Raw genomic sequence first — 25,601 nt, 5'->3', positions numbered from 1 at the left:
CGGGGCCGGGCTTCTTCAACATCAAAACAGTGAATCAAAAACCCCCGGCTAACGCCAGGGGTTTGTCAGCAGTCTGAGGGCCGGATATTTCATCCGGCCCTTTCCTTTTGCCCTGCGGCACGACACCAATCCGGCGCGCGCGCAGACCCAAGGCATTCGACATCCAGAAGACCGACCCGCTTCGCGCCCACCCGGCACACGCTTTATTCTCTGGAAGGCGGGAAATGGCGGAAAGCTGTCACTGATCCTGTCGAGCCCGCTCGAACTGAACGACACCGACGGGATCCAGGTCTCCCTGGATCGGCTGAAGGACCGGTGATCCCAAGCTGGTCTAAGCGATCCTCCTTTTCAGGGCAATTTCCGTTTCCGCCCTCCCGGAGAAGGACAGCGCCCGGTTGTCCTCCACGATCGTATAGGGCTCCTGGCCGCTCACATGGCCGACCAGTTTGCCGTCCTTGTAGACCGGTGCCTGATAGAGAAACAGCGCCCCTTCCAGCGAGCCCCCCTCGATCCGTTCCCGGGCGATGTCCACGGACAGAACCCTACCCTGATCATCGATATGCACCTGTTCGCCATCCGACGGCACGAGCAACACCGAGCGGTCGAGGCGGAGCATCCGGTCGCAGCGGTCCGGCGCTTCGTAAGTGTCCAGGGCGACGCCCGCCACCAGTTCGGCAATCCCCCGCACCGGAAATATGGAATTGTGGGTGACGGCGCCTTTGAAGCACCCGTCTTCGCTGGAAAAGGACAGGCTGCCGCGATCCTTTCGCCTGCAAACGAAGTCGGTATCGCCCAGGGCGATTTCGCCTTTGCGGGTCAAGGCGATCAGCCCGGCATCTGCCTGACGATTGGCCGCAAGCGCCTGGGAGACGGCGACACGGACGGGATCGCCACGCTTCAGGGCATCCAGCACCATGATGTTCGGCGGTGGATTTCCGCATATGGCGACATTCGGCAGCCGGTGCCCGGTAACGAGGCCGATGTCGGCGCCACCAGGCGTGAATTGCGACAGCGGTTCCGGCCTGTTGGGTCCGCTCGACATCAGCACCGCCAGGGGGGCCTGTCCATAGTCGGCCGGGGGCTCCTCGCCACCGAACAGGGTGCTCGTCCCGCCGTCCTGCGTCTGCGCCCGCAGCAATTGCCCGTCGTCGGTTATCACGGCGAAGCTGACGAATCCGCCGATGGAGCCGCGGCTGATCTTTTCGACCGCCGCGAGCGCCTTGAAAAGGCCGAGGCCCGCATTCGGCCCGGAAAGTGCAATTCCGATAGTCATGACGCCGCCAGATGATACTCGGAGACAGGTTCTAGCGGTCCCCTGGAAAAGGATGAGCGGTCGCTGACTTCCAACTTGCCGCGCGTGCGCACCGGATCCGGGATCGGAATGGCGTTCAGAAGTTCCCTTGTATAGGCGTGGGCCGGTGTCTTCAGAACCGCGTCCCGCGGCCCGACCTCCACGATCCGGCCATGCAGCATGACCGCGATCGAATGGCTCACCTGTTCGACCACCGCCAGATCGTGGCTGATGAACAGGTAGGAGAGCCCGAGGCGCTGCTGCAGGTCAAGCATCAGCTCGATCACCTGGGCCTGGATCGAAACATCGAGCGCGGACGTCGGCTCGTCCGCCACGATCAGCTTCGGCTCCACGCCCAGCGCCCGAGCGATGCACAGCCGCTGGCGCTGCCCGCCGGAAAACTCGTGCGGGTATCGACGCATCTGGTCCGCCGTCAGGCCGACCTGAAGGAACAGGGCTTCCGTCCTGTCCTGAAGTTCCCTGCCCTTGGCGATCTTGTGGATGCGCATGGGTTCGGCCACCAGCCGGTCGACCCGCATGCGCGGATCGAGCGCGCCGTAGGGGTCCTGGAAAATCATCTGCATGTGCTTTCGCGCCTTGCGCAACAGCTGCGCGCGATATTCGCGGATATCGCCGCCATCCATCAGCACTTCGCCCGAATCCACCTCTAGGAGCCGCAGGATTGCGCGCGCCGCTGTCGACTTGCCGGACCCGGATTCTCCGACCAGCGCGAGCGTCTCGCCGGGCGGAATGGCGAAGCTCACATCGTCGAGCGCCTTCACCTCGTGACCGCTGCTGTGAAAGGTCTTGCTCAGTTTGCGCGCTTCCACCACCGGAGCGGCATGGACGACATTCGGAACCTTACCTTTCGGCGGCACGTCGGAAGACCCGATCTTCGGGACGGCGGCTAGAAGCTTGCGCGTATAGGGATGTTCGGGCGAGGCGAACAGTGGCCCCACGTCCCGCTCCTCCACCTTCTCGCCCTGCTTCATCACGATCACCCGGTCGGCGGTTTCCGCCACGACGCCCATGTCGTGGGTGATCAGCAGCATGCTGGTGCCGAACTGGTCCTTGAGTTCCCGCATCAGTTCCAGGATCTGCGCCTGGACGGTCACGTCGAGCGCCGTCGTCGGTTCGTCCGCGATCAGGATCTCCGGCCGGTTGATCAGCGCCATGGCGATCATGACCCGCTGGCGCTGCCCGCCGGAAAGCTGGTGCGGATAGCGCCTCATCATGCCCGATGGGTCCGGAAGACCGACCCGGTCGAGCATGTTGACCGCGCTCTTGTCCACGCCCTGGAATTTCGGGTCATGGGCCAGAACCACTTCCGTCATCTGCCGGCCGATGGTCAGAACCGGATTGAGCGACGTCATTGGCTCCTGGAAGATCATCGAGATGCGCTTGCCGCGGATCTCCCGCTGGTCTTCTTCATCCAATTCCAGCAGGTTGCGGCCGTCGAACATCGCCGTCCCGCTCAGGATCCGGCTCGTGCCCTTCGGCAGCAGGCCGAGCAGCGACATGCTGGAGACGCTCTTGCCGGAGCCGGATTCCCCGACGATCGCCAGGGTCTCGTTGGCTTTCAGAAAATAGGACAGGCCTTTGACCGCCGGAGACTGCTCCGCGCTCCGGCCGAAGCCGATGGTCAGATTGTCGACGGTGAGGATCGCATCGCTCATGGATCAGCGCCTCGTCGTCTGGCGGGGATCGAGGATCTCACGGATCCCGTCCCCCAGAAGATTGAAGCCCAGCACCGTGATCGCGATCGCAACACCGGGCACGATCATCATCCACGGCGCGCGGGTGAAATAATCCCGCCCCGCCGACAACATCCAGCCCCATTCGGGCGACGGCGGCTGCGCCCCCAGTCCCAGGAAGCTCAGCCCGGCCGCGGCCAGGATCGCGGTGGACACACCGAGTGTCGCCACCACCACCATGGTCGGCAGGATATTGGGCAGGAGATGCAGGAACAGGATGCGGGCATGGCCGGCGCCGGCGGCAACCGTCGCCTCGAAATAGGGCTTGTTCTTCTCCACGATCACGGTGGAGTAGCAGATGCGGGCATAGAACGGCATGGTCGCAATCCCGACCGCGATCATCGCGTTCTTCAGCGACGGACCCAGGACCGCGACCGCGGCCAGGGCGATCAGGGTCTCAGTGAAGGAGAAGACCACGTCCACCAGCCGCATCACCACCCGTTCGGTCCAACCGCCGGCATAGCCGCCGACCAGTCCGATCGTCAGGCCGATGGCGAGCGCGATGCCGACCGCAATGCCGGCGATCATCAGCGTGAGCCGTGACCCGTAGACCACCCGGGAGAACAGATCCCTGCCGAATTCGTCGGTGCCGAAGGGGTGGCCGAACGACGGCGGCTGCAGCCGCCGTCCGGCCCCCATCATCTGGGGATCGAAGGGCGCGATCAGCGGTGCGAAAATTGCGACGAAGACTAGCACCAGAACGATCACCAGACCGATGACGGCACCCTTGTTCCGGAAGAACTGGCCCAGTTTCAGAGCCGCCTCGGAAGGTGCACCGCCGGCGTCCGGCATGGATTGCATGGCCATCAGCTCAGCCTCACTCTGGGATCAAGAACGGCGTAAAGGATGTCCATCACCAGTGAGACGGTGACCACGAGACACGCGAAGATCAGAATGAACCCCTGGATGAGCGGGTAGTCGCGCTGGAAGATCGCCTGGATCGCCAGCCGGCCGATACCGTTCCAGGCGAACACGTTCTCCACCACGATCGCCCCGCCCAGCATGTAGGTGAACTGGAGACCGAGCATGGTGACGACAGGAATGAGACCCGCCAGCAGCACGTGGCGATAGAGGATCGTCCCCTTGTGCAGCCCCTTGGCCCGCGCGGTGCGGACGAAGTCCTGATTGAGGATATCGATCATGGAGGACCGGGTCAGACGGGCAATGATGCCCGCATTGGCGACCCCCAGCGTGACCGCCGGCAGCACGAGGGAGCGCCAGTCCTCACCTGCGACCGGCAGCCAGGCGAGATTGACCGCGAACACGAACAGCAGGATCAGGCCCAGCCAGAAATGCGGCATCGACACGCCAATCAGCGAGCTGATCATGAGCCCGGTATCGATGGCGGTGCCGCGTTTATAGGCCGCGAAGAAACCGAAGATGATGCCGACGAAGGCCGCGATGACCAGGCTGACGCTCGCAAGCAGGAGCGTGTTCGGCAATCGCCCCATGAGCAGATCCAGCACCGGCTGCTTGCCGCGGATCGTCTGGCCGAAGTCGCCCTGAAGGATCCGCCCCATGAACATGCCGTACTGGACCCAGACCGGCTCGTTCAACCCAAGCCGCGTGCGGATTTCCTCCAGTTGTTCCGGAGTCGTGCCCTGGGACTGGGCATACATGATCTGCACCGGATCCCCCGGCACGATATGGATCAGCATCGCGACCGCCACGGTGGTGATCCAGACCGTGAACAGCGCGGTGGCAATCCTGTGCGTCAGATAATGAAGCATGAAGCGGGCCGATGGGGTTCGTACCGTAGGAAGTCGGAGGAAGGCGGCGCCCCGGGAACCTGGGACACCGCCTCGCCGGGAAAGATCACTCGGTGATCTTCACATCCATCAGCAGCGGCTGATCGAAGGCGCCGATCTTGAAGCCCTCGACCTTCTTGGAGGTCACGTAGAGCCACATCCAGCCGGGCGTGTAGAGCGGAACGTGGACCGCCTTTTCCAGGAGATAGGCGTTGACCTTCTTCACGACCTCAAGCCGGGCTTCGGTATCCACCGTGGTGCGCATCTCTTCCAGCATCGCGTCCAGCTCCGGCGTGTTGTAGCCGGAATAGGCGCCCGGCGAATGCCACAGCTGGTAAAGGATATCCGGGTCGTACCAGGACCAGCCCATCATGTCGAAGGTGGACTTGCCCTCGGTCTTCTCGTTTTCCTGCTTCACCCGGGCATTGAGGGTACCGATATCCATGATCTCGATATTGGTCTTGATGCCGACCTGGGCGAGCTGGTTCTGGAAGATCTGCAGGATCCGCTCACGGCCGCCGCCGGTCCAGGTCATCATGGTGACGTCGATCGGATTGTCCGGACCGAAACCGGCTTCCTTAAGCAGGGCCTTGGCCTTTTCCGGGTCATACTCCGGCAGGTATTTCGCGCAGAAGTCCTGGTCGTTGCCGAAGACGCCGGCCGCGATCGGACACTTCTCGCGCTGCACGAGGCCCTGGAAGCCGATGTCGAGCGCCATGTCCACGTCGACCGCATGGGCCACCGCCTGACGGACCCGCTCGTCATTGAACGGCGGCCGGGAGATCGTGAACTCGAAGAAGACGTCCTGGCCGGTCGCCTCGGCGATATGCAGCGTCATGGACGGATCGTCCTTGATGCTGGGCACGTCTTCCAGCGGCGGTTCGATGATATCCAGCTCACCGGTTTTCAGGCCCGCAAGCCGCGTCTGGGCTTCCGGCACGGTCCGGATGATCAGCCGGTCCGCATAGGGCTTGCCCTTGTTTTCGATCGGATGGCCGAAATTCTTGTAGGTCTCGTTGGCGGACAGAACGATCCGGTCGCCCTTGGTCCACTCTTCCAGCTTCCACGGGCCGGTGCCGATCGCCGCCTTGGAGCCGAAGTCCGCGCCCAGCGCTTCATTGCTGTCGCAGATCATCGAGGAGAACGGATCGGCCATGAACGGCACGAAGGCGCCGAAGGGCTGGTCGAACTTGACTACAATGGTCGACGCGTCCGGCGCTTCGACCGAAGAGATCGGACCCCAGGCGGATTTGGTCAGGCTCGGATGGTCATCCGACAGGGCCCGGTCGAAGGTGTATTTCACATCCGCGGAATCGAACGGCGATCCGTCGTGACACATTATGCCGTCGTTCAGCTTGAAGGTCACCATCAGGCCGTCGTCGCTCACCTCGATGCTCTTGGCCATGTTCGGCTGCGGCATGCCACCCTCGTCGAACGCCATCAGCGTGTCGTAGATCTGCCGCCAGGACTGCATGGACAGCGTGGTTGTGCTGGCATGAGGATCGAGCGTGTCGCTGTCCCCGTACCGGGCCCAGACAATGTCGGCGGCCGAAGCCGGTGCGCTCAGGCCGATAAAAGCAACTCCGCACAGGAGTGCCATAAGCTTTCGCGATTTCATTTTACGCATGTTCAGATCCCCGTCTTGAAGGCGGCGAGGATTTGTGTTGCCCCCGCCTGGGGCGCACCGCGTTTTGCTCGGCACGCCCAACACCCGGGAATGCTTTCTTCAATTCCGAATGGCGTCAACAAAATTTCGAAAATGAAACAGTTTATTTCATATATGATTGTTTTTTGATGTTTTAGGTGAAATTTGTTCGCAACTTTGTCTTCGATTCAGATGTGATCGGACAGCAGATCGTCCCATTCGGCATGAATCTCGTCGATCATGTTCAACCGCTCCATGGCACTTTCGCCGATGTAGATCGCCAATGCAGAGCAGAGATAGTTGATCAGGCTGAGCGCCGGAACCACCGTATCGAACAGTCCTGTGCTGCGGGTCCGGCAGCGCAGGGTGACGGTCGCAATATCCTCCGCGGTACGGGACATCTGGTCGGTGACATAGACCACTTTCGACCCTGCCCCAATCGCCGACCGCAGTACGTTCCGGAACTGGGGGATGCGCTTCAGGACCCCGAACGCGAGGAACGCATCGGAGGCCGAAATCGACGCAAATTCCTCCGCCACGGAGAAGCTTCCAAGCGGGATCAGGCGGATATCCGGCCGCACCCGGATGAGTTGGGCACGGGCGAAATGGGCGAGCGGATAGTTGTCCGCAAAACCCACAACCCAAAGCTTTTCGCCACGCGCGAGGATCTGGACCGCCTGATCGAGATGGTCGGACCGCTGCTGCTCCAGGGTCCGCACCATGTTCTGGACCTCGCTCTGCAGGTGAATGCTGAGATCCGGCTTATGGCTCTTGAAGGTCTGCATACGCGAGCCGTATTGGGACTTCCCGGAGCTGATCCCCTCCACGCGCGCCTGCGCCTGGGCCGCCTTGTAACTCGGGTAACCGAGCAGACGGAAAAAGCGCGCGGTCGTCGCCTTGGACACCCCGGCGCGCTCGGACAACTGGGTGGCGGTCTGGTCCAGAATCGCGAGTGGATTCTCTAAAAGCACGTCCGCCAGATAGCGCTCGCCACGGGACATTTCGTTGTAGGCATCCAGGATCCGCTGGGAAAAGAGTCGGTCTTGATCGAAAGTCGGCACGACGGCGCTCCAAAAGTTTCATTTATGAAAAAATGAAGCCACAAGCATAGTCAAGTCAAGCAACAACATGGATAACCTGTCTGATTGCCCAAAACCGGGAACCGGGGACCCATCCCATGAATATCGACAGAATTGACCTTTTCCATGTGGCCATGCCGCTTCGCGAACCCTGGCGCACCGCCGCAAGCGACGAGACGGCAATCGAGTCCGTGCTGGTTCGCATCATGTCCGGCGATCTGGTCGGCTGGGGCGAAACCGCCCCGCATAGTGGACCGAACTACTGCGATGAATGGGCGGCCGGCGCCTTTCTGGTTCTTGAAAGGAAGCTCGCGCCGATGATCGTGGGCCAGGACATTTCCACCGGAAAAGACCTGCAAAGGCTCCTGAAACCGGTGAAGGGCAACGGCTTCGCCAAGGCCGGCCTGGATCTCGCCTTTTACGATCTGCGGGCCCGCTCAACCGGCACGCCGCTGTGGCAGATGCTCGGCGGCAGGAACCCGGATGTCCTGGTCGGCGGCGACATTTCGGTGGAATCGACCCTTGAAGGGCTGATCGAAAAGATCGGCGCCGCAGTCGACAGCGGGCTTGCTCGGGTCAAGCTCAAGTTCCGGCCGGGCTGGGATGTGGACATGGTCGCCGCCGTCCGCTCCACCTTCCCCGACCTTGTGATGCATATCGATTGCAACAGCGCCTTCGCGCTCGATGATGTGGACATGTTCCGTAGCCTCGACCGGTTTCACCTGGCCATGATCGAACAGCCGCTCGGCCACGACGATATTCTCGATCATGCGGTGCTGCGCAGGAAGATCGGCACCCCGATCTGCCTGGACGAAACCATCGTCTCCGTCGACCGCGTCCGCCATGCCATCAAGCAGGAAGCCTGCGACATCATCAATCTCAAGCTTGGACGCCTCGGCGGCATCACGCCGACCCTTGAAGTGCGGCAGATGTGCGAGGACGCAGGCATCGGCAACTGGATGGGAAGCATGCTGGAATCGGCAATTGCCCAGAACGCGACCCTCGCCTTCGCGACCTTGCCGAACATGACCTATCCCGCCGACATCTTTCCGACGGACCGCTTCTATGACGAGGACCTGGGCGACCGCGATGTGGCCTTTTCCGCCACATCGAAAATGCAGGCGTCGGACCTTCCCGGCATCGGCGTTGAGCCGCGACAGGACATGCTTGACGCTTTCACCGTACAAAAAGCTACCATCTATCCCCGCGAAACCTGATGATGGGGCCTTTCCGCCCGATGACATCAGCCGCTTTGTCCGTCAGGCGTGAGCACGAAATCGAACGGAGAACGCCAGACGGTCCGGCCGTCGTTGACGTGCTCAAACGGCGCGACCAGGGTCTGCTTGACGCCGAACACCGTGTCGGAGGTGATGTAGGGATCGTCGCCGACGAAGGTATGCGTGACCAGCTTCTGGAAGCCCGGTGCCGTGACCAGAAAATGCATGTGCGCCGGGCGATAGGGATGGCGGCCGAGAGCGGCCAGCATCTTGCCGACGGGGCCGTCGTCCGGGATCGGATAGGACACCGGCTTGATACCGATGAAGCTATATGCGCCGTCCCTGCCCGTGGTGAAGATGCCGCGGTTGTTCCACTTCGGCTGGATGCCCGGCTGCTGCACGTCGTAATAACCGTCCGCGTTGTCGCACCAGACATCGATCGTTGCGCCTTCGATCGGCTCGCCGTGGAGATCGATGACCCGGCCCTCGAACAGGCAGCTTTCGCCCTTGCCGTCGAGCGAGATCCCCTCGCCCATTTGGCGTTCCGGTGCGCCCGCCACGTGAAAGGGACCGAAGACCGTGTTCTCCGTGGCCCCGACAGGACGGCGGTTGTTGATGGCATCCACAAGCATGGAAAAACCGAGCACATCAGACAGCAGGATGAATTCCTGACGCTCTTCCGAACAAAGCTGCCCGGTGCGGGTCAGGAAGTCGATGCCGAAGTCCCATTCCTCCTGGGTCAGGTCGATCTCCCTGGCAAAGGCATGAAGATGCTTCACCAGGCAGGCCATCACCGCTCTCAAGCGCGGGTCGACGCTGTCGCCCATACGGGCATTGACGGTTTCGGCCGATCCTTCTTCGGTGAAAAACTGCGTCATCCGGTTCTTCCTCCCCATTCCGTCTTTTTGTCCGCTCCGGACCGTTTCCTGACCGCAACTCCGGTAAGGGGCAATGAGATCCGCTCAGGCGGTATTCTTCTTGAAGCCGGCAACGTTGCGATAATTGGCGGCCACCTGTTCCAGCTCTTCCTTCGTGATCAGGTCCTCGATCCGGTCGTCCGGTCCCTTCACGCGGGCATCGGCAATATCCAGCACCTGCTCCGGGCCGCCCTTGCGATTGGTCAGAACCACATTGGTCGTGAACGGACGCCGGATCTCTTCATAGGCCTTGAGGCCTTCCGGACCGGGGCTCTTCGCCAGTTCATCCGCGAGTACCCGCGCATCTAGGATCGCCTGGCTCGCGCCGTTTGCGCCCATCGGATACATGGGATGCGCAGCGTCGCCCAGGAGGGTAACACGGCCCTCAGACCAGAACGGCAGCGGATCGCGATCCACCATCGGAAATTCGGTGACGTTCTTCGTGGACCTCAGGATCTCGACGACATTCATGTCGGCCATCTGGAAGTCTTCGAACTCCTTGATGAAGTCGATGGTGGCGCCCCGGGACCAGTCGGCGTCCTGGATATGCCGCGGCGTATCATGGCGCACCTCCGCCACCCAGTTGGTCAGCGCCCGACCCTTTTTGCGCAACCTCTCGCTGATCGGATAGGTGACGAATTTGACGTCGTGATTGCCGGCGATCACCATGGTCCTGCCGTCGCCGATCACATCCGTTTCGACCGCGCCGCGGAACATCATGGTACCCTCGTAGCAGAGCGGCCCCTCGCCCGGATGCAGTTGCTGCCGCACTCTGGACCGCAGGCCTTCCGCGCCGATGAGCAGGTCGCAGTCATGGGTGGTACCGTCTGCGAAATCGACCGTAACCTTGTCATCGGTTTGCCAGAAGCCTTCAACCGCCTTGTTGGCCTGAACCGCCTCCCGCCCCAGACGCTCCCATACCGCTTCCAGCAGCAGGAACTGCAACTCGCCCCGGTGAACCGAATACTGAGGGGCGGAAAACCCGGCTTCGACATTGCGCGGGTCCGACTGGATCAGATGACCGTATCTGGTCCGATACTCGATGCACCGGGTTCGAATGGCAATTTCGTCCAGACCGTCGCGCAGCCCGAGATCATGCAGGACCTTTGAAGAATGCGGCATCAGATTGATACCCACACCCAGCGGTTTCAACTCCGGAACAGCCTCGAAAACCCGGACATTGAACCCTTTTTCCGCCAGGCAAAGTGCTGCCGTCAGGCCGCCGATACCCGCCCCGGCAATGACGATCTCGGTCATATTTTCCTCCCGCAGATTTTCATTTTCCGGCATCCTCCGAACGCGAGGTCCGATATCGCGAAACTCCCGTAACCTTGAAATTCGGCATTTCCGTATGGGAAGACAATGCACACGCGTGATAAAGAATGTCACTTTTTCAACATCGGAGCATCGCATCGTGGCACTGACCAGACTGGACCGGGACCGCTATGTGCTCGGCGACGCGTCCGCCCATGTCGGCTTCCTCAATTGCGAACGGATTTCCGAGCGAAGCCATATCCACGACTGGACCGTGGAGCCCCATTATCACGAGGGCCTGGCGCAGCTTTTCGTCTTCGACACCGGCACCGTCGACGGCATGATCGATACCAGACGGCAGAGGCTCAACGGTCCTGCCCTGGTCTGGCTGCCGGCGCTATGCACCCATGCTTTCAATTATCCGAAAGACATGCAGGGCTGGGTGCTGACAGTGCCGACCTCGGACATCGCCCGCCTGGCGGAGCGAGCCGCCTGGATAGCGCCCTGGATCGAGACCCCTCAAATCTTGCAGGGCGATCCCCATCAGGGCGTGCTCTCCGAAGCCCTGAACCTCGCCAAAAGCATCGAAACGGAACACGAAAAGCACGATGAAATCCGCAACTCCGTCCTGGAGGCCCGGTTCCTGCTGCTTCTGGGGAATCTGCATCGCGGGCTGATACAACAGGCCGGAAGCCGCGAACCCGTCGGAGACCGGCAGACCGCTCTCGTCAGACAGCTTCAGACCTGTCTCGACCGGCATATGCCCGAAACCCGCTCGGTGACCGACTATGCGAAAATGCTGTCCGTGACACCGACCCATCTGTCGCGGGTGACAAAAGCCGTGACCGGAAAAACCGTGGCTGAGATCATTCAGGACCGGGTCCTGCTTGAAGCGAAACGCAAACTGGCCTTCACCGACCTGCCGGTTTCCGAGATCGCCTATGCGCTCAGTTTCTCCTCACCGTCCTATTTCACACGCTTTTTCGCCGCCCGCATGGCTGAAACCCCAAAAGCCTTCCGCCAGCGGTCGCGCGCGGCATCGGTTTAGGCCATATCCTGTGTTCGGAACGCCGGAATAATCGGCCGGACTTGGCGATAACCCAAAAAGACATGGTGCGTCGCGGGATTTTGTGGAACGCTCTCAAGACGGAGGAGCACCAAACCGGACGGACCATGTCGATACGCGCAAGCATCTATCATCTGACCCATTACAGATACGACCGCCCGGTCACGCTCGGGCCCCAGATCATCCGTCTGCGGCCGGCGCCGCACAGCCGGACGCGGGTCCTGTCCCATTCGCTGAAAGTCAGCCCCGGCGGTCATTTCGTCAATCACCAGCAGGATCCTTACGGCAATTGGCTCGCCCGGTTCGTGTTCCCGGAGCCGGTGCGCGAATTCAAGATCGAGGTCGATCTGGTCGCCGATATGTCGATCTACAATCCGTTCGACTTCTTCGTCGAGGAAGAGGCGGAACACTGGCCCTTCGACTATCCGCCTGAGCTGCGCGACGATCTCGAGATCTACAAAAAGACCGAACCGGTCGGTCCCATGCTCCAGGCCTTCCTTGATGCCACGCCGAAGGACCGGACGCGAACGGTCGATTTCATCGTCGGCCTCAACGCCCGCGTCGCCAACGAAGTGGGGTACGTCATCCGCATGGAGCCCGGCGTCCAGACGCCGGAGGAAACCCTTGAACACGCAAAAGGGTCGTGCCGGGATTCCAGTTGGATGCTGGTACAGGTCCTGCGCAATCTCGGTTTCGCCGCCCGCTTCGTCTCCGGCTACCTGATCCAGCTGAAACCGGATCTGCAAGCCCTGGACGGACCTTCGGGCACGGATCACGACTTCACCGATCTTCACGCCTGGGTGGAGGTTTACCTGCCCGGCGCAGGCTGGATCGGACTGGACCCGACCTCCGGACTTCTTGCCGGCGAAAGCCATATTCCGTTGGCCGGCACGCCGCATTACCGCAACGCGGCCCCCATCTCCGGCATGGCGAGTGCGGCGGAAGTGGACTTTACCTTCGACATGAAGGTCGCCCGTGTCGCCGAGCATCCGCGCATCACCATGCCCTTTTCCGACGATGCCTGGGACGCCCTCAACGATCTGGGTGAGAAGGTCGACCGGGTTCTGGAATTCGAAGACATCCGCCTTACCATGGGTGGCGAGCCGACCTTTGTGTCCATCGACGATTTCGAAGCCGAAGAATGGAACACGGGCGCGGTCGGCCCGACCAAACGCGCACTGGCGGACAAGCTGATCCGGCGGCTGCGCCAGAGGTTCGCGCCCGGCGGCTTTCTGCATTACGGCCAAGGCAAATGGTACCCGGGCGAAACCCTGCCGCGCTGGACGTTTTCCCTTTACTGGCGCCGCGACGGTAAACCGATCTGGCAGAACCCGGACCTGATCGCCGACGAGGGCGACAAGACCGGTGCATCGGAAAAGGAAGCCGAAGCCCTGCTCAAGAGCATTGCCGAAGAGCTCGACGTGCAGCCGGACTATGTGGTTCCGGCCTATGAAGACCCGGCGGAATGGCTCGTCAAGGAATCCAATCTGCCGGTCAACGTGACCCCCGAGAACTCGAAGCTGGAGGATGCCGAAGCCCGCCACCGGATCGCGCGGGTGTTCGACCGCGGCCTGACCCATCCGAGTGGCTACGTCCTGCCGATCCAGCGTTGGCAGGCAAAGTCCGCGGGAGCGGGCTGGCGTTCGGAACGCTGGAAACTGCGCCGCGACGCGTTGTTCCTGGTACCGGGCGACAGTCCGGTCGGATACCGGCTTCCGCTGGAAGCCCTGCCGCATGTACCGCCCGCCCGCTATCCCTACATCAACACCGCCGATCCGACGGAACCGCGCAATCCCCTGCCCGATTTTCCGGCTGGGCCGCGACCGGAAAGGGAACAGGCGGTCGCGCAATTCACGGCCGCCGAGGCGGTCCAGAACAGAACCGAGCAGTCGATTTCCGAAGACGCCGACAAGGATGCGGTCCGCACAGCCATGAGCGTCGAGCCGCGCGACGGGCGGCTGTGCGTGTTCATGCCCCCGGTCGAGCGGATCGAGGACTATCTGGAACTTGTGTCGGCCGCGGAAGCGTCCGCCGCCAAACTCGGGCTGAAGGTTCATATCGAAGGCTATGCGCCGCCGACCGATCCGCGCATGAACGTCATCCGAGTCGCGCCCGACCCCGGCGTGATCGAGGTCAACATCCATCCGGCCTCAACCTGGAAGGAATGCGTGGCGACCACCGAGACGATCTATGAAGAGGCCCGGCAGACCCGGCTCGGTGCGGAAAAATTCATGATTGACGGCAAGCATACCGGCACCGGCGGCGGCAACCATGTGGTGGTGGGCGGCGCGACGCCGCTCGACAGCCCGTTCCTGCGCCGGCCGGATCTGTTGCGCAGCCTGATCCTGCACTGGCAGCGCCATCCGAGCTTGTCCTACCTGTTTTCCGGCCTGTTCATCGGCCCGACCAGCCAGGCGCCAAGGGTGGACGAAGCCCGCCATGACGGGCTCTACGAACTGGAAATCGCGCTGTCCCAGATCAAGGCACCCGAAGAGGGCCAGGCCCCCTTCCCCTGGCTGGTGGACCGTCTGCTGCGAAATCTCCTCGTGGACGTGACCGGCAATACCCACCGCGCCGAAATCTGTATCGACAAGATGTATTCGCCGGACGGCCCGACCGGACGTCTCGGCCTGATCGAGTTCCGCGGCTTCGAAATGCCGCCGGACCCGCGCATGAATCTTGCCCAGCAGCTCCTGATCCGCGCCCTGATCGCAAGGCTTTGGCAGCAGCCGCTCGGCGGACAACTGACCCGTTGGGGCACGGCGCTTCACGACCGGTTCATGCTGCCCCATTTCATCTGGAACGACTTTCTGGAAGTGCTGCGCGATCTGGAGCAGCATGGCTTCCCGATGCGGCCGGAATGGTTCATCGCCCAGTCGGAGTTCCGCTTCCCGTTCTACGGCGAAATCGAGGTCGAAGGCGTGCAGCTCGAACTCCGTCAGGCACTCGAGCCCTGGCATGTGCTGGGTGAGACCGGCGCCATCGGCGGCACGGTCCGTTACACCGACAGTTCCACGGAACGCCTGCAGGTGAAGCTGACGACCACCGACCCGGCCCGCTACATCGTGACCTGCAATGGCCGCCGCGTTCCCTTGCAGAAAACCGAGACGAACGGGGTCGCTGTGGCCGGCGTGCGCTACAAGGCCTGGCAGCCCGCGATGGCGCTCCATCCGGTCCATCCGGTCGATGCGCCGCTCACCTTCGACATCTACGACCGGTGGAGCAAACGGGCGATCGGCGGTTGCATCTATCACGTTGCCCACCCCGGAGGGCGCAATTACGAGACATTTCCTGTGAATGGCAACGAAGCCCAGGCCCGGCGGCTTGCCCGTTTCGAACCGCACGGTCACACTCCCGGTCCTTATCAACCGGCGGAAGAATATCCGCATCCGGAGTTCCCTCTCACGCTGGACCTGAGACGACCGGCAGGAATCTGACGACATGACGATGGACCAGGCATCGGAAAAGACGGATGGCGTGCTCGGCCTGCTGCGCACGTACCGCCCGCCTGCGGGCGTCGCCGATGAACTGCTGGATCCCAACGGCGCGGTCCGCCCGGTGTGGCGGTCCTTCCTGACCCACCTGTCGAAACTGTCGGCCAATGACATTTCCCAGAGATTTGCCCGGGGCGATCAATATCTCAGGGACGCCGGTGTTTTCTTCCGGCAATACGGCGAGCAGGAAGCAATCGAGCGCGAATGGCCGTTGAGCCATGTGCCCGTGCTGATCGATGCCGATGAGTGGCAGGCGATTTCGGACGGCCTCATCCAGCGGGCCGAACTTCTGGAAGACGTGGTCGCCGATCTTTACGGCCCCAACCGGCTGGTCGCGGAAGGCTTCCTGCCGGCCTGCATGGTCGGCCGCAGCCCGGAATGGCTGCGCCCGCTCGTCGGGGTCACGCCCCGGTCGGGCAAGTTCCTCCATTTCCTGGCCTTCGAGATCGGCCGAGGGCCCGACGGGCGGTGGTGGGTGCTGGGCGACAGGACGCAGGCGCCCTCCGGCGCGGGCTTTGCCCTGGAAAACCGGGTCGCCACCGGACGGGTCTTCAACGATTTCTATGCCCGGGCGAATGTGCAGCGTCTGGCCGGTTTCTTCCGCAGGTTCCGCGATCAGCTTCAGGCGCTCCGGGGGGAAACGGACAGCCGCGTGGCGATCCTGACGCCCGGCCTCATGAACGACACCTATTTCGAACATGCCTATATCGCCCGCTACCTCGGCTTCATGCTGCTGGAGGGCGAGGACCTCACGGTCGAAAACGGCAATCTCATGGTTCGGACAGTTGCCGGCCTGCGGCCGGTCAACGTGCTCTGGCGCCGCCTGGATGCGGCCTGGAGCGACCCGCTCGAACTGGACGAGCGGTCCCAGATCGGAACGCCCGGTCTGGCGGAGGCCGTTCGAAGCGGCAGCGTCACGATGATCAATGCCCTGGGCGCGGGCATCCTGGAGACACGCGCGCTGCTCGCCTTCCTGCCACGGATCTGCGAGGCCTGGAAAGGTGAGGCGCTGAAGCTTCCCAACATCGCAACGTGGTGGTGCGGCGACGAAAGCGCCCGTGCCTATGTCACGCAAAACGCCGGGCAGATGATGATCAGCCGGGCCCTGTCCACAGGCCTGCCGTTCGAGACGTCACCGGACAACGTCATCGGCGGCCGGTTTGCGAGCAGCGGCGGACAGTCCCTCGCCGACTGGATCGCGGCACAGGGCAACAAGCTGGTCGGCCAGGAAGCGGTGACCCTGTCGACCACACCGGCCTTTATCGACGGCTCGCTCGTGCCGCGGCCGATGAGCCTGCGGGTCTTTCTGGCCAGAACCGCAAGCGGCTGGGAAGTCATGTCGGGCGGGTTCGCCCGGATTGGCAACTCGGACGATGCCAGCGCCATCGCCATGCAGGCCGGCGGTTCCGCGGCCGATGTCTGGGTCGTCGGCGGCCAGTCGACCCGGTCCGACACCTTGCTCCAGCAGCCTGGCACCCCCTATCTGCGCAGCCAGCCCGGCGTCCTGCCGTCGCGCGCGGCCGACAACCTGTTCTGGCTCGGCCGTTACGTGGAACGCGCGGAAGGAACGATCCGGCTTCTGCGGGCCTATCATGCCCGCCTGGCGGAAACCGACGATCCGACCTCGCCGCTCGTCAGTGCGGCCGGCGCTTTCCTGGAGGGAAAAGGTGTCGATCCGTCGGAACCGGTTCCCGAAAGCCTCCATGCCATGCTGACGTCGGCGGTTTTCAGCGCCAGCAAGGTGCGCGACCGCTTCTCCGTGGACGGCTGGCTGGCTTTGAACGATCTCGCCGAAACGACTGCAAAAATGCGCTCGACCGTCGTGGCCGGCGACGACGCGGCCCGCGCCCTGGGTATCCTGCTGCGCAAGATCACCGGTTTTTCGGGCCTGGTGCACGAAAACATGTACCGGTTCACCGGCTGGCGTTTTCTCGGGATCGGCCGCTCGCTGGAACGGGCCATGTCCATGGCGAACCTGCTGGCCGTCTTCACCGCGGAAGACGCCCCGGAAGGCGCTCTGGAGCTCACACTCGAGGTTGGCGACAGCTCCATGTCCATGAACCGCCGTTATACCGTGTCGGTCAGCAGCGCCCCGGTCCTCGACCTGCTGGCGCTGGATACGAAGAACCCGCGTTCGATCCTCTATCAGCTGAACGAAATGAAAGACCATCTGTCGGTGCTGCCGGGCGCCGACAGGTACGGTCAATTGTCCGAGCTGTCCCGGTCGATGCTGGAAGTCCACACCAGCCTGTCCGTCTCGACACCGGAAGCGCTCACGCCGGAGGCGTTGAATTCCCTGAGTGCGCGCATCGCTTCGCTGTCCATCGGCCTGTCCACGGCCTATATTCGCTGAGAGGCTGACGTGCTCTACGATATTTCCCTCTCGATCACCTATGAATACGCGAGCGAGGCAAACGGCGGCCGGCACGCGCTGCGCCTGTTGCCCGCCGACATACAGGGTGAACAGCGGCTGGTTGCCGGCAGACTGGATGCGGATCCGCGACCGGATGAGCGAACCGACCGTATCGACTTTTTCGGAAACAACGTATCCGATATTGTCTACCGCGCTTCACATTCCGACATTGCCTTCAGCATTCACGCGCGCGTCGACCGCACGGCGGCGCCGGTCGGGTTCGACATTTCGCCTCCGCTCTCCATGTTGCCACAGGAGCTTGACAGCATACGGTCGATGGACGCCCGACAACCGGTCCATTTCCTGGACCGCTCGCCCCGCATCACGCTGGATCCCGAGTTCACCGGCTATGCCCGCAGCGTCACCGATCCTGGAATGAGCCTTCTCGCGGCCGTGGAAACGATCGGCGAAACGCTTCACCGCGACATGACCTTCGACGCCACCGCAACGACAGTGCAGACGACGGCTATGGAAGCCTTTCAGAACCGGCATGGCGTCTGCCAGGACTTCACCCACATCATGATTTCCTGCCTCAGGGGCATCGGCATTCCGGCCGGTTACGTCAGCGGCTTCCTGCGCACCATCCCGCCGGAAGGCTCGGAACGCCTGGAGGGTGCCGACGCCATGCATGCCTGGGTCCGGGCGTGGTGCGGTATTGAAATCGGCTGGGTCGAATACGACCCGACCAACGCGCTGCGCGTCGGCCAGGATCATATCGTCATCGCCCGCGGCCGCGACTATTCCGACATCTCCCCGGTCAAGGGCGTTATGCGCACGTCCGGCGGACAGACGACCGAGCAAAAGGTCGACGTGGTGCCGCTTTAAAATGTCTACTCGGGCCGCCGCGCGACGAGATCGATCTCGATCAGCGCGTCATAGGCAAGGCCGGTAACGCCGACGCAGGTGCGTGCCGGAAGACGATCGGCCGGAAAGAAGCTTCTGTAAGTCTCGTTCATCGCGTCATAGTCTTCCTGGAACCGGGTCAGATAGACCCGCGCCATGACCACATGTTCCAGACCCAGGTCGAGACCGGCGAGAACCGTGCGCAGGTTCTCCATGACGTTGCGCGTCTGCGCTTCGATCCCTTCCGGCAGCACACCGGGCGCATCCGGCGTATCCGGCATCTGGCCGGTAACGAAGACGAAGCCGTCGGTTTCGACCGCATGGCTGAAAGGCGCGACCGGCTTCGGACCGTTCGCAATCATGTGAAACTGCATGGGTGCTCCAAGATTATTCAGATGTTCGGATTGCGTTCCCTGAACAGGGATTTCTTGATGATCGCGCAAACGCCCCGGTTGCTGTCGACGACCTGATTCACGCCGGAATCGACCGCCGCCGACATGTCCACTATTGCGCCCTCCTGGCTGAAACCCTGGGTCGTCGTGAGAAAGCGGCGTCCGTTGCGGAAGGCATCCTTCATGACCAGGTCGAGCGAGAATATGGCATAGAGCTGACTCTGACCTGTCGCGCCGATTTCGGCAAGGGAAATGGGATGACTGAACCCGGCCAGCACCCATTCGTCGAGCGTTTCGATCAGCAGATAGATGAGATCCGCATAGACCGACCCGATACACTCACGAAGGATCGACACGGCGCAGGAGACGTTCGGCGGCCCGCAGGTGCGGCCGGTCGAGCATCTGCCCGTCCAGACTGGCGACGCCGGAGCCCGCGGCCTCCAGGGTTGCGATCACCTTGCGCGCCCAGGCGATCTCTTCCGCATCCGGTGTGAACTGTGTGTGGATCTCCGCGATCTGATCGGGATGGATCGCCATCTTGCCTTCGAAACCGACGGCGGCTGCCTGCCCGGCTTCCACGGCCAGCCCCTCCCCGTCCCTGAAATTCGTATAGACGGAGTCGATCGCCAGAACCCCGGACGCCTTTGCGGCAAAGAGCGTGAGATCGCGGGCAAGCGCGAACGGAGACAAATACGCGCCGTCCTGCGACCGGTTGCGCGACGCCCCCAGCTCCGCCTTCAGGTCTTCCCCGCCCCAGGTCAGCCCCACGAGTTGCGGATGCGACCAGTCCAGCCGCATCAGATTGCACACGCCCCGGACCGTTTCCGTTGCAATCGCCAGGATGCCGGGTTGCCGGTCCGCGGCATGCGATCTGATCATTGCCGCAAGGCGCTCGATATCGTCCGGCCCTTCGCATTTGGGCAGGACATAACCGTCCGGGCGCACTCCACACGTGCTTTCCACGTCCTGCCCGGTCAGCCCCGTCGTCAGATCGTTGACCCGGATATAGACCGCCGGTTCCCGAAGGCCCGACAAGCTTTCCGCAACAAGTGCGCGGGCCGTTTCCTTCCGGTCCGCGGCAACCGAGTCCTCCAGATCCAGAATGACCACATCGGCACCCGATTTGGACGCCTTGGCAATTTTTCTTGGATCGTCGGCCGGCACGAACAGCCACGAGCGGCAGGGATGAGCAGGCAACGGCATCAGGACGGCTCGATGTCGGGAAGCAGGCGGGCGACGGAAACGATGTAGTCCGAAACGCTGTCGCGCTTCGGGTCGAACCACTCAAGCGACCAGTTCAGCGCGCCGACCAGCGCATAGCGCAGATACCGCACCTGCCGGTCATCCGCGTCCTCGCCCAGATAGGCGCGAATGATGCCGTTCCAGACCCTGTCGTAGTCCCGGCGAACGCCTTTCAGTTCCGCTTGAACCGTATCGGGCACGAAGGGATAACAGCGGATATGGGCGGAGGAGAAGTCGCTTGCAGACAGCAGGGTTTCCAGATGGATCTGCAGTGCCTTGACCAGTTGCTCCTTCGGCGACAGGCCGCCCGCCCGTTTCAGGCCGTCGGTGACCGCATCCGACACGATCTCGACCCCGAGCCGCATTACTTCGGTTGCCAGAACCTCCTTCGAGGCGAAGTGGTAGTAAAGGCTTCCGGCCTTCATACCCACTTCCGCCGCCAGATCCCTAAGGGACGTTTCCGCATAGCCCCGCTCGCGCATCATCCGCGCGGCGACCATGAGGATCTCCTGACGGGAAACCGCAGCTTTGGGCTTTTGCTCGGCTTTCGGAGAGGAAACGGTCTTGCTCAACGGCCGGCCTCCTGCGCACAGGAAATGCAGGCATTGCCGAAACCGCCGCCCCTTTCGAGCACGCGGAAGGCGTCCGGCGCCTGATCGAAGGGGAAAACGGTATCCACGACTGGCCTGATCCGATGATGATCCAAGGCTCGATTAAGCGCCACGAAGGCCTGGCGAGAGCCGACCGAAACCGAATGCAGGGTCAGCCGGCGGGTCAGCAGCAAGGGCAGAAACACCTCCGCCGTGTTACCGGTCACGTTGCCGACCACAATGATCGTCCCGCCGGTTTTCGCCGCCTTGACCGACTCCATGAGGGTCGCCGCCCCGCCGAGTTCCACAACACGGTCGCACCCTGCGCCACCGGTAACCTCCCGAACCATTTTCGACCAATTGGGAACCTCGTTCCGATCGATCGCCAGATCCGCGCCAAGCTTTCGGACCTGCGCGGCCCTTTCCGCCGAAGAGGTGGTCACGATCACCCGCGCGCCGGCTGCCTTGGCAAGTGAGATTGCCAATAGCGCAACGCCACCGGTCCCGAGGATCAGTACGGTCTCTCCGGGACGTACAGGCGCGGGCTCGCTGAGAGCGCTCCAGGCGGTAACGCCGGCACACGGCAAGGTCGCCGCTTCCGCGTCCGTCAGGTATTCGGGTACGCGCACGAGCGCCCTCGCAGGAAAAACCCCGTGCGAGGTGAGCACGCCGTCCAGCGGACCACCGAGACGTCCGCTTTCCAGGCTCTGAGGCGGCGCGCCGCCCTCCCAGTGCTGGAAGAACGCAGGCGAGACGCGATCACCAACGGAGAAATCCCGGACCGCAGAGCCGGTTTCGATGATCTTGCCGACGCCGTCCGACAGCGGAATGAGCGGCGTTGTCACGGCCTTGCCGTGTTGCCCGCGCATGACCACGAGATCGCGGTAATTCAGGGAGGCCATGCTTAGTTCCAGCAAAACCTCATCCGGCCCCGGCTGGGACGCCTCGCCCTCGCAAGCCACCAGATTTTCCAGACCGAACCCGTCCCTGAACGACCAGTACCGCATGTCCCTCACATCCGCTTGGCGACTTCTTCCAGCATGACTTCCGTCGCACCGCCGCCGATCGCCTGCACCCGCGCGTCGCGCGACATGCGTTCGATCGTGCTCTCACTCATGAAGCCCATCCCGCCATGGAACTGGACACAGGCGTACATCACCTCGTTCACCAGTTCGCCGCAGTAGGCCTTGATCATCGATACCTCACGCACGAGCTGTTCGCCAGCCGCCGACCGCGCTGCGGTCGCATAGATCATCTGCCGGCCCATCTCCACCTTCGTCGTCAGCTCCGCAAGCCGCTGCCGGATCACCTGCTTGTCCCAGAGCGGCGCGCCGAATGCCTTGCGGTCCTTGACGTAATCGACCGTCAGTTCGAGGGCGGCCTGGGCCTCGCCCATGGACATGGCGCCCAGGACCAGCCGTTCGTTCTGGAAATTCTTCATGATTTCGTAGAAGCCGCGTCCTTCCTGCCCCAGAACCGCGTCCGCCGGCAGGCGCACGTCGACAAAGGACAGTTCCGCCGTATCCGAACTGCGCCAGCCATGCTTGTCCAGCGACCGCGACACGGAAAACCCGGGCGTTCCCTTTTCCACGATGAACATGGTCACAGACTGGCTCGCGGGACCGGAGGTATCCGTCTTGGCCGCCACGCAATAAACATCGCCCAGCACGCCATTGGTGATGAACATCTTGGAGCCGTTCAGCACGTAGTGACTGCCATCCCATCGTGCTGTGGTGCGGATGCCTTTCACATCAGACCCGGCATCCGGCTCGGTGACGCCGACCGCCGTGACGATCTCGCCGGAAATCACCTTGGGCAGATATTTCGCCTTCTGGGCGTCGTTGCCGGCATTGAAGATATGGACCGAGGCCATGTCGGTATGCACCAGCACGGTGATCGCGACCCCGGCATAGGTGGACCGACCCAGTTCCTCCGCCAGAACCACGGTCGCCAGTTCGTCCATGGCCGAACCGCCATATTCCTCCGGATAGCGAATGCCGAAGAAGCCGAGTTCCCCCATCTTGCGCAGGACATCGCGCGGGGTTGAGCCTTCTTTTTCCCATGCATCGGCGTAAGGCTTGATCTCCTCTTCGACGAACCGGCGGACCTGGTCCCGCAGCAAATGATGCTCTTCGCTGAAAAAGAAGTTGCTCGACGTGGTCGCGTCAAATCCCGAGCTTGCCATATTCCCTCCCACTGCTTTCTGCCTGCTACGGCTTATGGCCTGTAAACTTCGGACTGCGTTTTTCAACGAAGGCGGACGTGCCTTCGGTAAAATCCGCCCCGGCGCACAGGCGGCCGTTCGTATCCCGCTCATAGTCCAGCTGGCCTCCGAGATCCGAGACCAGGCTTCGGTCAACGGCGGCGCGAATTTCCGCGAAGGCTGCGACCGGACCGTCGGCCAGTTGGCGCGCCAATGCCATGGTTTCTTCGATCAGGGCATCGTCATCGACGCAGTGCGCGATCAGTCCCCAGGCCTCCGCGGTTTCCGCATCGAGGGGCTTTCCGGTCAGCATCAGCGACATGGCCCGCGCCCGGCCGATGGCCCGGGGCACGAACCATGTGCTGCCCACATCCGGCACCACGCCGAGCTTCGGACCGAATACCTGGATGAATTGCGCCGAGCGCGCCGCGAGTACGACATCCGCGGCCAGGGCCAGTCCGACGCCGCCGCCGGCGGCAATCCCCTGAACCGCAGCAATCACCGGCTTGGGCATGTCGCGGATCAGCCGCACCACCCGGTTCCAACCCTGGTCGAGCAACAGGGCAATCTCGCGCCCCTTGTCTTCAAAGCCGGCCATCTCACCGACATGGGCGCCCGTGCAAAAGGCCCGCCCGTTCGCGGCGATCACCAGGGCGCGGCAGGAGGAATCCGCCTGAACATCTTCAAGCACGCCGATCAGCTCGGTCATCATCTCGGCATGGATTGAATTGAGCTGCTTCGGCGCATTCAGCGTCACGACACAAACGGACCCTGAGCGTTCGAGGCAGATCCACGTCTCGCTGTCGCCCTGACTTCGCATGTTCCGGTCCGCATCGTTTTTGTTGACATATTTTCTAACGGTCGTTAGTCAGAATGTCAAACCGGATTTCCGACGAAGGAAACGCCATGACAGACATTGACGCATTGGTTTCAACGCTGCGCGAAACGCTGAGGGACGCATCTCAAGGCGGCGGCGAGAAGTTCCGCACCCGCCATACCGAACGTGGCAAGCTGTTCGTGCGGGACCGGATCGACCTCATCCTCGATGCGGAAACCGCCTTTCTGGAACTGTCCCCGCTCGCGGCCCATGATCTCTACGGTGGCGAAGTACCCGGCGCCGGCATCGTCACCGGCATCGGCATGATCCACGGCCACCCCTGCATGATCATCGCCAATGACGCGACGGTCAAAGGCGGCTCGTTCTTCGCCGAAACGGTGCGCAAGCATTCCCGCGCCCAGGAAATCGCCCAGGAACACCGCCTGCCCTGCATCTATCTCGTCGACTGCGGCGGAGCATTCCTCCCCGAGCAGGACCGGGTCTTTCCCGACAAGGACCACTTCGGCGGCGCCTTCTGGCGCCAGTGCCAGATGTCCGCCGAAGGCATTCCGCAGTTATCCGTCGTCTTCGGCGGCTGCACGGCCGGCGGGGCCTATATTCCCGCCCTCAGCGACCAGGTGATCATGGTGCGCGGCACGGGCCGCATCCATCTCGGCGGTCCGCCTATCGTCAAGGCCGCCATCAATGAAGTCGTCGACGGCGAGACCCTCGGCGGTGCCGACATGCAGACGACCGTTTCCGGCGTCAGCGACCATGCCGCACCGGACGAGATCACGGCACTTCAGAAGCTGCGAGAGATCGTCGCCAATCTGGGAGACGGCCGCCGGATCACCCCGCCGTTGAATGAACCTGTCCCGCCCAAGGCCGATCACGGCACGCCCCAGGATCACGCCCCCGTTGATCTCAAGCGGCCTACCAACATGCGCGCCCTGATCCGTTCCATGGTCGACGGCTCGGAGCTTTCGGAGTTCAAGCCCGACTACGGCTCCACGCTGATCACCGGGTTTGCCCGCATTCACGGCTACCCGGTCGGGATCCTCGCCAATGACGGCGCGCTGTTTTCCGAAAGCTCGGTCAAGGGCGCCCATTTCATTGAACTCTGTGACCAGCGCCAGATCCCGCTGATCTTCCTGCAGAACATTACCGGCTTCATGGTCGGCACCGAGGCGGAGCGCGGCGGCATCGCCAAACATTCCGCCAAGCTCGTCTATGCGGTCGCCAATGCCCGTGTGCCGAAATACACCGTCATCGTCGGCGGCTCTTACGGCGCCGGTAACTACGGCATGTGCGGCCGGGGCTTCCGCCCCCGTTTCCTGTTCTCCTGGCCCAACGCCCGAATTGCCACCATGAGCCCGGACGTCGCCTCGACGGTCGTAACCGAATTGCGCCGCGCCAGCCTCAAGGGCTCCGCCTCGGAACAGGACATCGCCGATCTCGACGCGAAAACCCGCGCGCAGTTCGAGGAGCAGTCCGACCCCTATTACGCAACCGCCCGGCTGTGGGACGACGGCATCATCGAGCCGAACCAGACCCGCGACGTGCTCGGCCTCTGCATCTCGCTCGGCGCGGGCCTGCAACAGGACAACGGCCCGCGCCCGGTCTACAGGATGTGAGA

Annotated in this window: 19 protein-coding genes and 2 pseudogenes; 6 read left to right on the top strand and 15 right to left on the bottom strand. The window is 62.7% G+C overall.

The features are described 5' to 3' along the window. Positions 1-331: 331 nt before the first annotated feature. The 6 genes from ACN0SO_RS19645 to ACN0SO_RS19620 form a co-directional block, all read right to left on the bottom strand. Positions 332-1,273, bottom strand: coding sequence for a DUF6963 family protein (locus ACN0SO_RS19645; RefSeq protein ID WP_417680423.1), 942 nt, complete (start codon positions 1,271-1,273; stop codon positions 332-334). Beyond that, on the bottom strand, positions 1,270-2,967 hold the full coding sequence (locus ACN0SO_RS19640) for an ABC transporter ATP-binding protein (RefSeq protein WP_417680422.1): 1,698 nt from the start codon (positions 2,965-2,967) through the stop codon (positions 1,270-1,272). Before ACN0SO_RS19640 ends, ACN0SO_RS19645 begins: the two co-directional genes overlap by 4 nt. A 3-nt stretch (positions 2,968-2,970) precedes the next feature. Next, positions 2,971-3,852 carry a nickel transporter permease gene (nikC, locus tag ACN0SO_RS19635; RefSeq protein ID WP_417680421.1) on the bottom strand — a complete coding sequence of 294 codons (882 nt, stop codon included), beginning with the start codon at positions 3,850-3,852 and terminating at the stop codon, positions 2,971-2,973. Then, complete coding sequence (locus ACN0SO_RS19630; RefSeq protein ID WP_417680420.1) at positions 3,852-4,775, bottom strand: ABC transporter permease; 924 nt, start codon at positions 4,773-4,775, stop codon at positions 3,852-3,854. The genes nikC and ACN0SO_RS19630 overlap by 1 nt, the downstream gene beginning before the upstream one ends. Before the next feature lie 85 nt (positions 4,776-4,860). After that, positions 4,861-6,420 (bottom strand): ABC transporter substrate-binding protein, encoded by a 1,560-nt coding sequence (locus ACN0SO_RS19625; RefSeq protein WP_417680419.1) that lies wholly within the window; start codon positions 6,418-6,420, stop codon positions 4,861-4,863. Between the two features lie 206 nt (positions 6,421-6,626). Then, positions 6,627-7,499, bottom strand: coding sequence for a MurR/RpiR family transcriptional regulator (locus ACN0SO_RS19620; RefSeq protein ID WP_417680418.1), 873 nt, complete (start codon positions 7,497-7,499; stop codon positions 6,627-6,629). Positions 7,500-7,615: 116 nt separating this feature from the next. On the opposite strand from ACN0SO_RS19620, the gene menC reads away from it, so the two are divergent. Continuing rightward, positions 7,616-8,734, top strand: a complete 1,119-nt coding sequence (gene menC / locus ACN0SO_RS19615) for an o-succinylbenzoate synthase (protein ID WP_417680417.1) — start codon at positions 7,616-7,618, stop codon at positions 8,732-8,734. Between the two features lie 26 nt (positions 8,735-8,760). On the opposite strand, the gene ACN0SO_RS19610 is transcribed toward menC, so the two are convergent. Both ACN0SO_RS19610 and ACN0SO_RS19605 read right to left on the bottom strand, forming a co-directional pair. After that, on the bottom strand, positions 8,761-9,612 hold the full coding sequence (locus tag ACN0SO_RS19610) for a dioxygenase (protein WP_417680416.1): 852 nt from the start codon (positions 9,610-9,612) through the stop codon (positions 8,761-8,763). Between the two features lie 84 nt (positions 9,613-9,696). Further along, the gene (locus ACN0SO_RS19605) at positions 9,697-10,908 is read right to left on the bottom strand and encodes a flavin-dependent oxidoreductase (protein WP_417680415.1); all 1,212 of its coding nucleotides are present in this window, start codon (positions 10,906-10,908) and stop codon (positions 9,697-9,699) included. A 157-nt stretch (positions 10,909-11,065) separates the two neighbouring features. Here ACN0SO_RS19605 and ACN0SO_RS19600 point away from each other — a divergent pair, with 157 nt between their 5' ends. The 4 genes from ACN0SO_RS19600 to ACN0SO_RS19585 all read left to right on the top strand — a co-directional run bounded on the left by ACN0SO_RS19600 (position 11,066) and on the right by ACN0SO_RS19585 (position 18,703). Further along, positions 11,066-11,953: an AraC family transcriptional regulator gene (locus ACN0SO_RS19600; RefSeq protein ID WP_417680414.1), complete on the top strand. Its 888-nt coding sequence runs from the start codon at positions 11,066-11,068 to the stop codon at positions 11,951-11,953. 125 nt (positions 11,954-12,078) lie between these two features. Next, positions 12,079-15,408 carry a DUF2126 domain-containing protein gene (locus ACN0SO_RS19595; RefSeq protein WP_417680413.1) on the top strand — a complete coding sequence of 1,110 codons (3,330 nt, stop codon included), beginning with the start codon at positions 12,079-12,081 and terminating at the stop codon, positions 15,406-15,408. Positions 15,409-15,412: 4 nt separating this feature from the next. Beyond that, on the top strand, positions 15,413-17,818 hold the full coding sequence (locus ACN0SO_RS19590) for a circularly permuted type 2 ATP-grasp protein (RefSeq protein WP_417680412.1): 2,406 nt from the start codon (positions 15,413-15,415) through the stop codon (positions 17,816-17,818). 9 nt (positions 17,819-17,827) lie between these two features. Beyond that, positions 17,828-18,703, top strand: a complete 876-nt coding sequence (locus ACN0SO_RS19585) for a transglutaminase family protein (RefSeq protein WP_417680411.1) — start codon at positions 17,828-17,830, stop codon at positions 18,701-18,703. Positions 18,704-18,708: 5 nt separating this feature from the next. Here the strand turns inward: ACN0SO_RS19585 and ACN0SO_RS19580 are convergent, their stop codons facing one another. The 7 genes and pseudogenes from ACN0SO_RS19580 to ACN0SO_RS19550 all read right to left on the bottom strand — a co-directional run bounded on the left by ACN0SO_RS19580 (position 18,709) and on the right by ACN0SO_RS19550 (position 23,968). After that, positions 18,709-19,095: a RidA family protein gene (locus ACN0SO_RS19580; protein ID WP_417680410.1), complete on the bottom strand. Its 387-nt coding sequence runs from the start codon at positions 19,093-19,095 to the stop codon at positions 18,709-18,711. A gap of 17 nt (positions 19,096-19,112) precedes the next feature. Further along, positions 19,113-19,445 (bottom strand): annotated as a pseudogene (locus tag ACN0SO_RS19575) (AraC family transcriptional regulator); the annotation flags it as partial. Positions 19,446-19,452: 7 nt separating this feature from the next. Further along, complete coding sequence (locus ACN0SO_RS19570) at positions 19,453-20,316, bottom strand: HpcH/HpaI aldolase/citrate lyase family protein (RefSeq protein ID WP_417680409.1); 864 nt, start codon at positions 20,314-20,316, stop codon at positions 19,453-19,455. Then, on the bottom strand, positions 20,316-20,927 hold the full coding sequence (locus ACN0SO_RS19565; RefSeq protein WP_417680408.1) for a TetR/AcrR family transcriptional regulator: 612 nt from the start codon (positions 20,925-20,927) through the stop codon (positions 20,316-20,318). Before ACN0SO_RS19565 ends, ACN0SO_RS19570 begins: the two co-directional genes overlap by 1 nt. 47 nt (positions 20,928-20,974) lie before the next feature. Then, positions 20,975-21,952, bottom strand: a pseudogene (locus ACN0SO_RS19560) (zinc-dependent alcohol dehydrogenase family protein); the annotation flags it as partial. A 5-nt stretch (positions 21,953-21,957) separates the two neighbouring features. Beyond that, positions 21,958-23,130, bottom strand: a complete 1,173-nt coding sequence (locus ACN0SO_RS19555) for an acyl-CoA dehydrogenase family protein (RefSeq protein WP_417680407.1) — start codon at positions 23,128-23,130, stop codon at positions 21,958-21,960. A gap of 25 nt (positions 23,131-23,155) precedes the next feature. Next, entirely contained in the window at positions 23,156-23,968 is an 813-nt protein-coding gene (locus ACN0SO_RS19550) for an enoyl-CoA hydratase-related protein (RefSeq protein WP_417680406.1), read from the bottom strand. An 86-nt stretch (positions 23,969-24,054) separates the two neighbouring features. On the opposite strand from ACN0SO_RS19550, the gene ACN0SO_RS19545 reads away from it, so the two are divergent. Next, entirely contained in the window at positions 24,055-25,599 is a 1,545-nt protein-coding gene (locus ACN0SO_RS19545) for an acyl-CoA carboxylase subunit beta (protein WP_417680405.1), read from the top strand. Positions 25,600-25,601: the final 2 nt, after the last annotated feature.

It is taken from the genome of Roseibium sp., from assembly GCF_048260565.1.
GTDB lineage: Bacteria > Pseudomonadota > Alphaproteobacteria > Rhizobiales > Stappiaceae > Roseibium.
The sequence above is the reverse complement of the archived record's forward strand: the minus strand, read 5'-3'. Positions and strand labels throughout refer to the sequence as shown.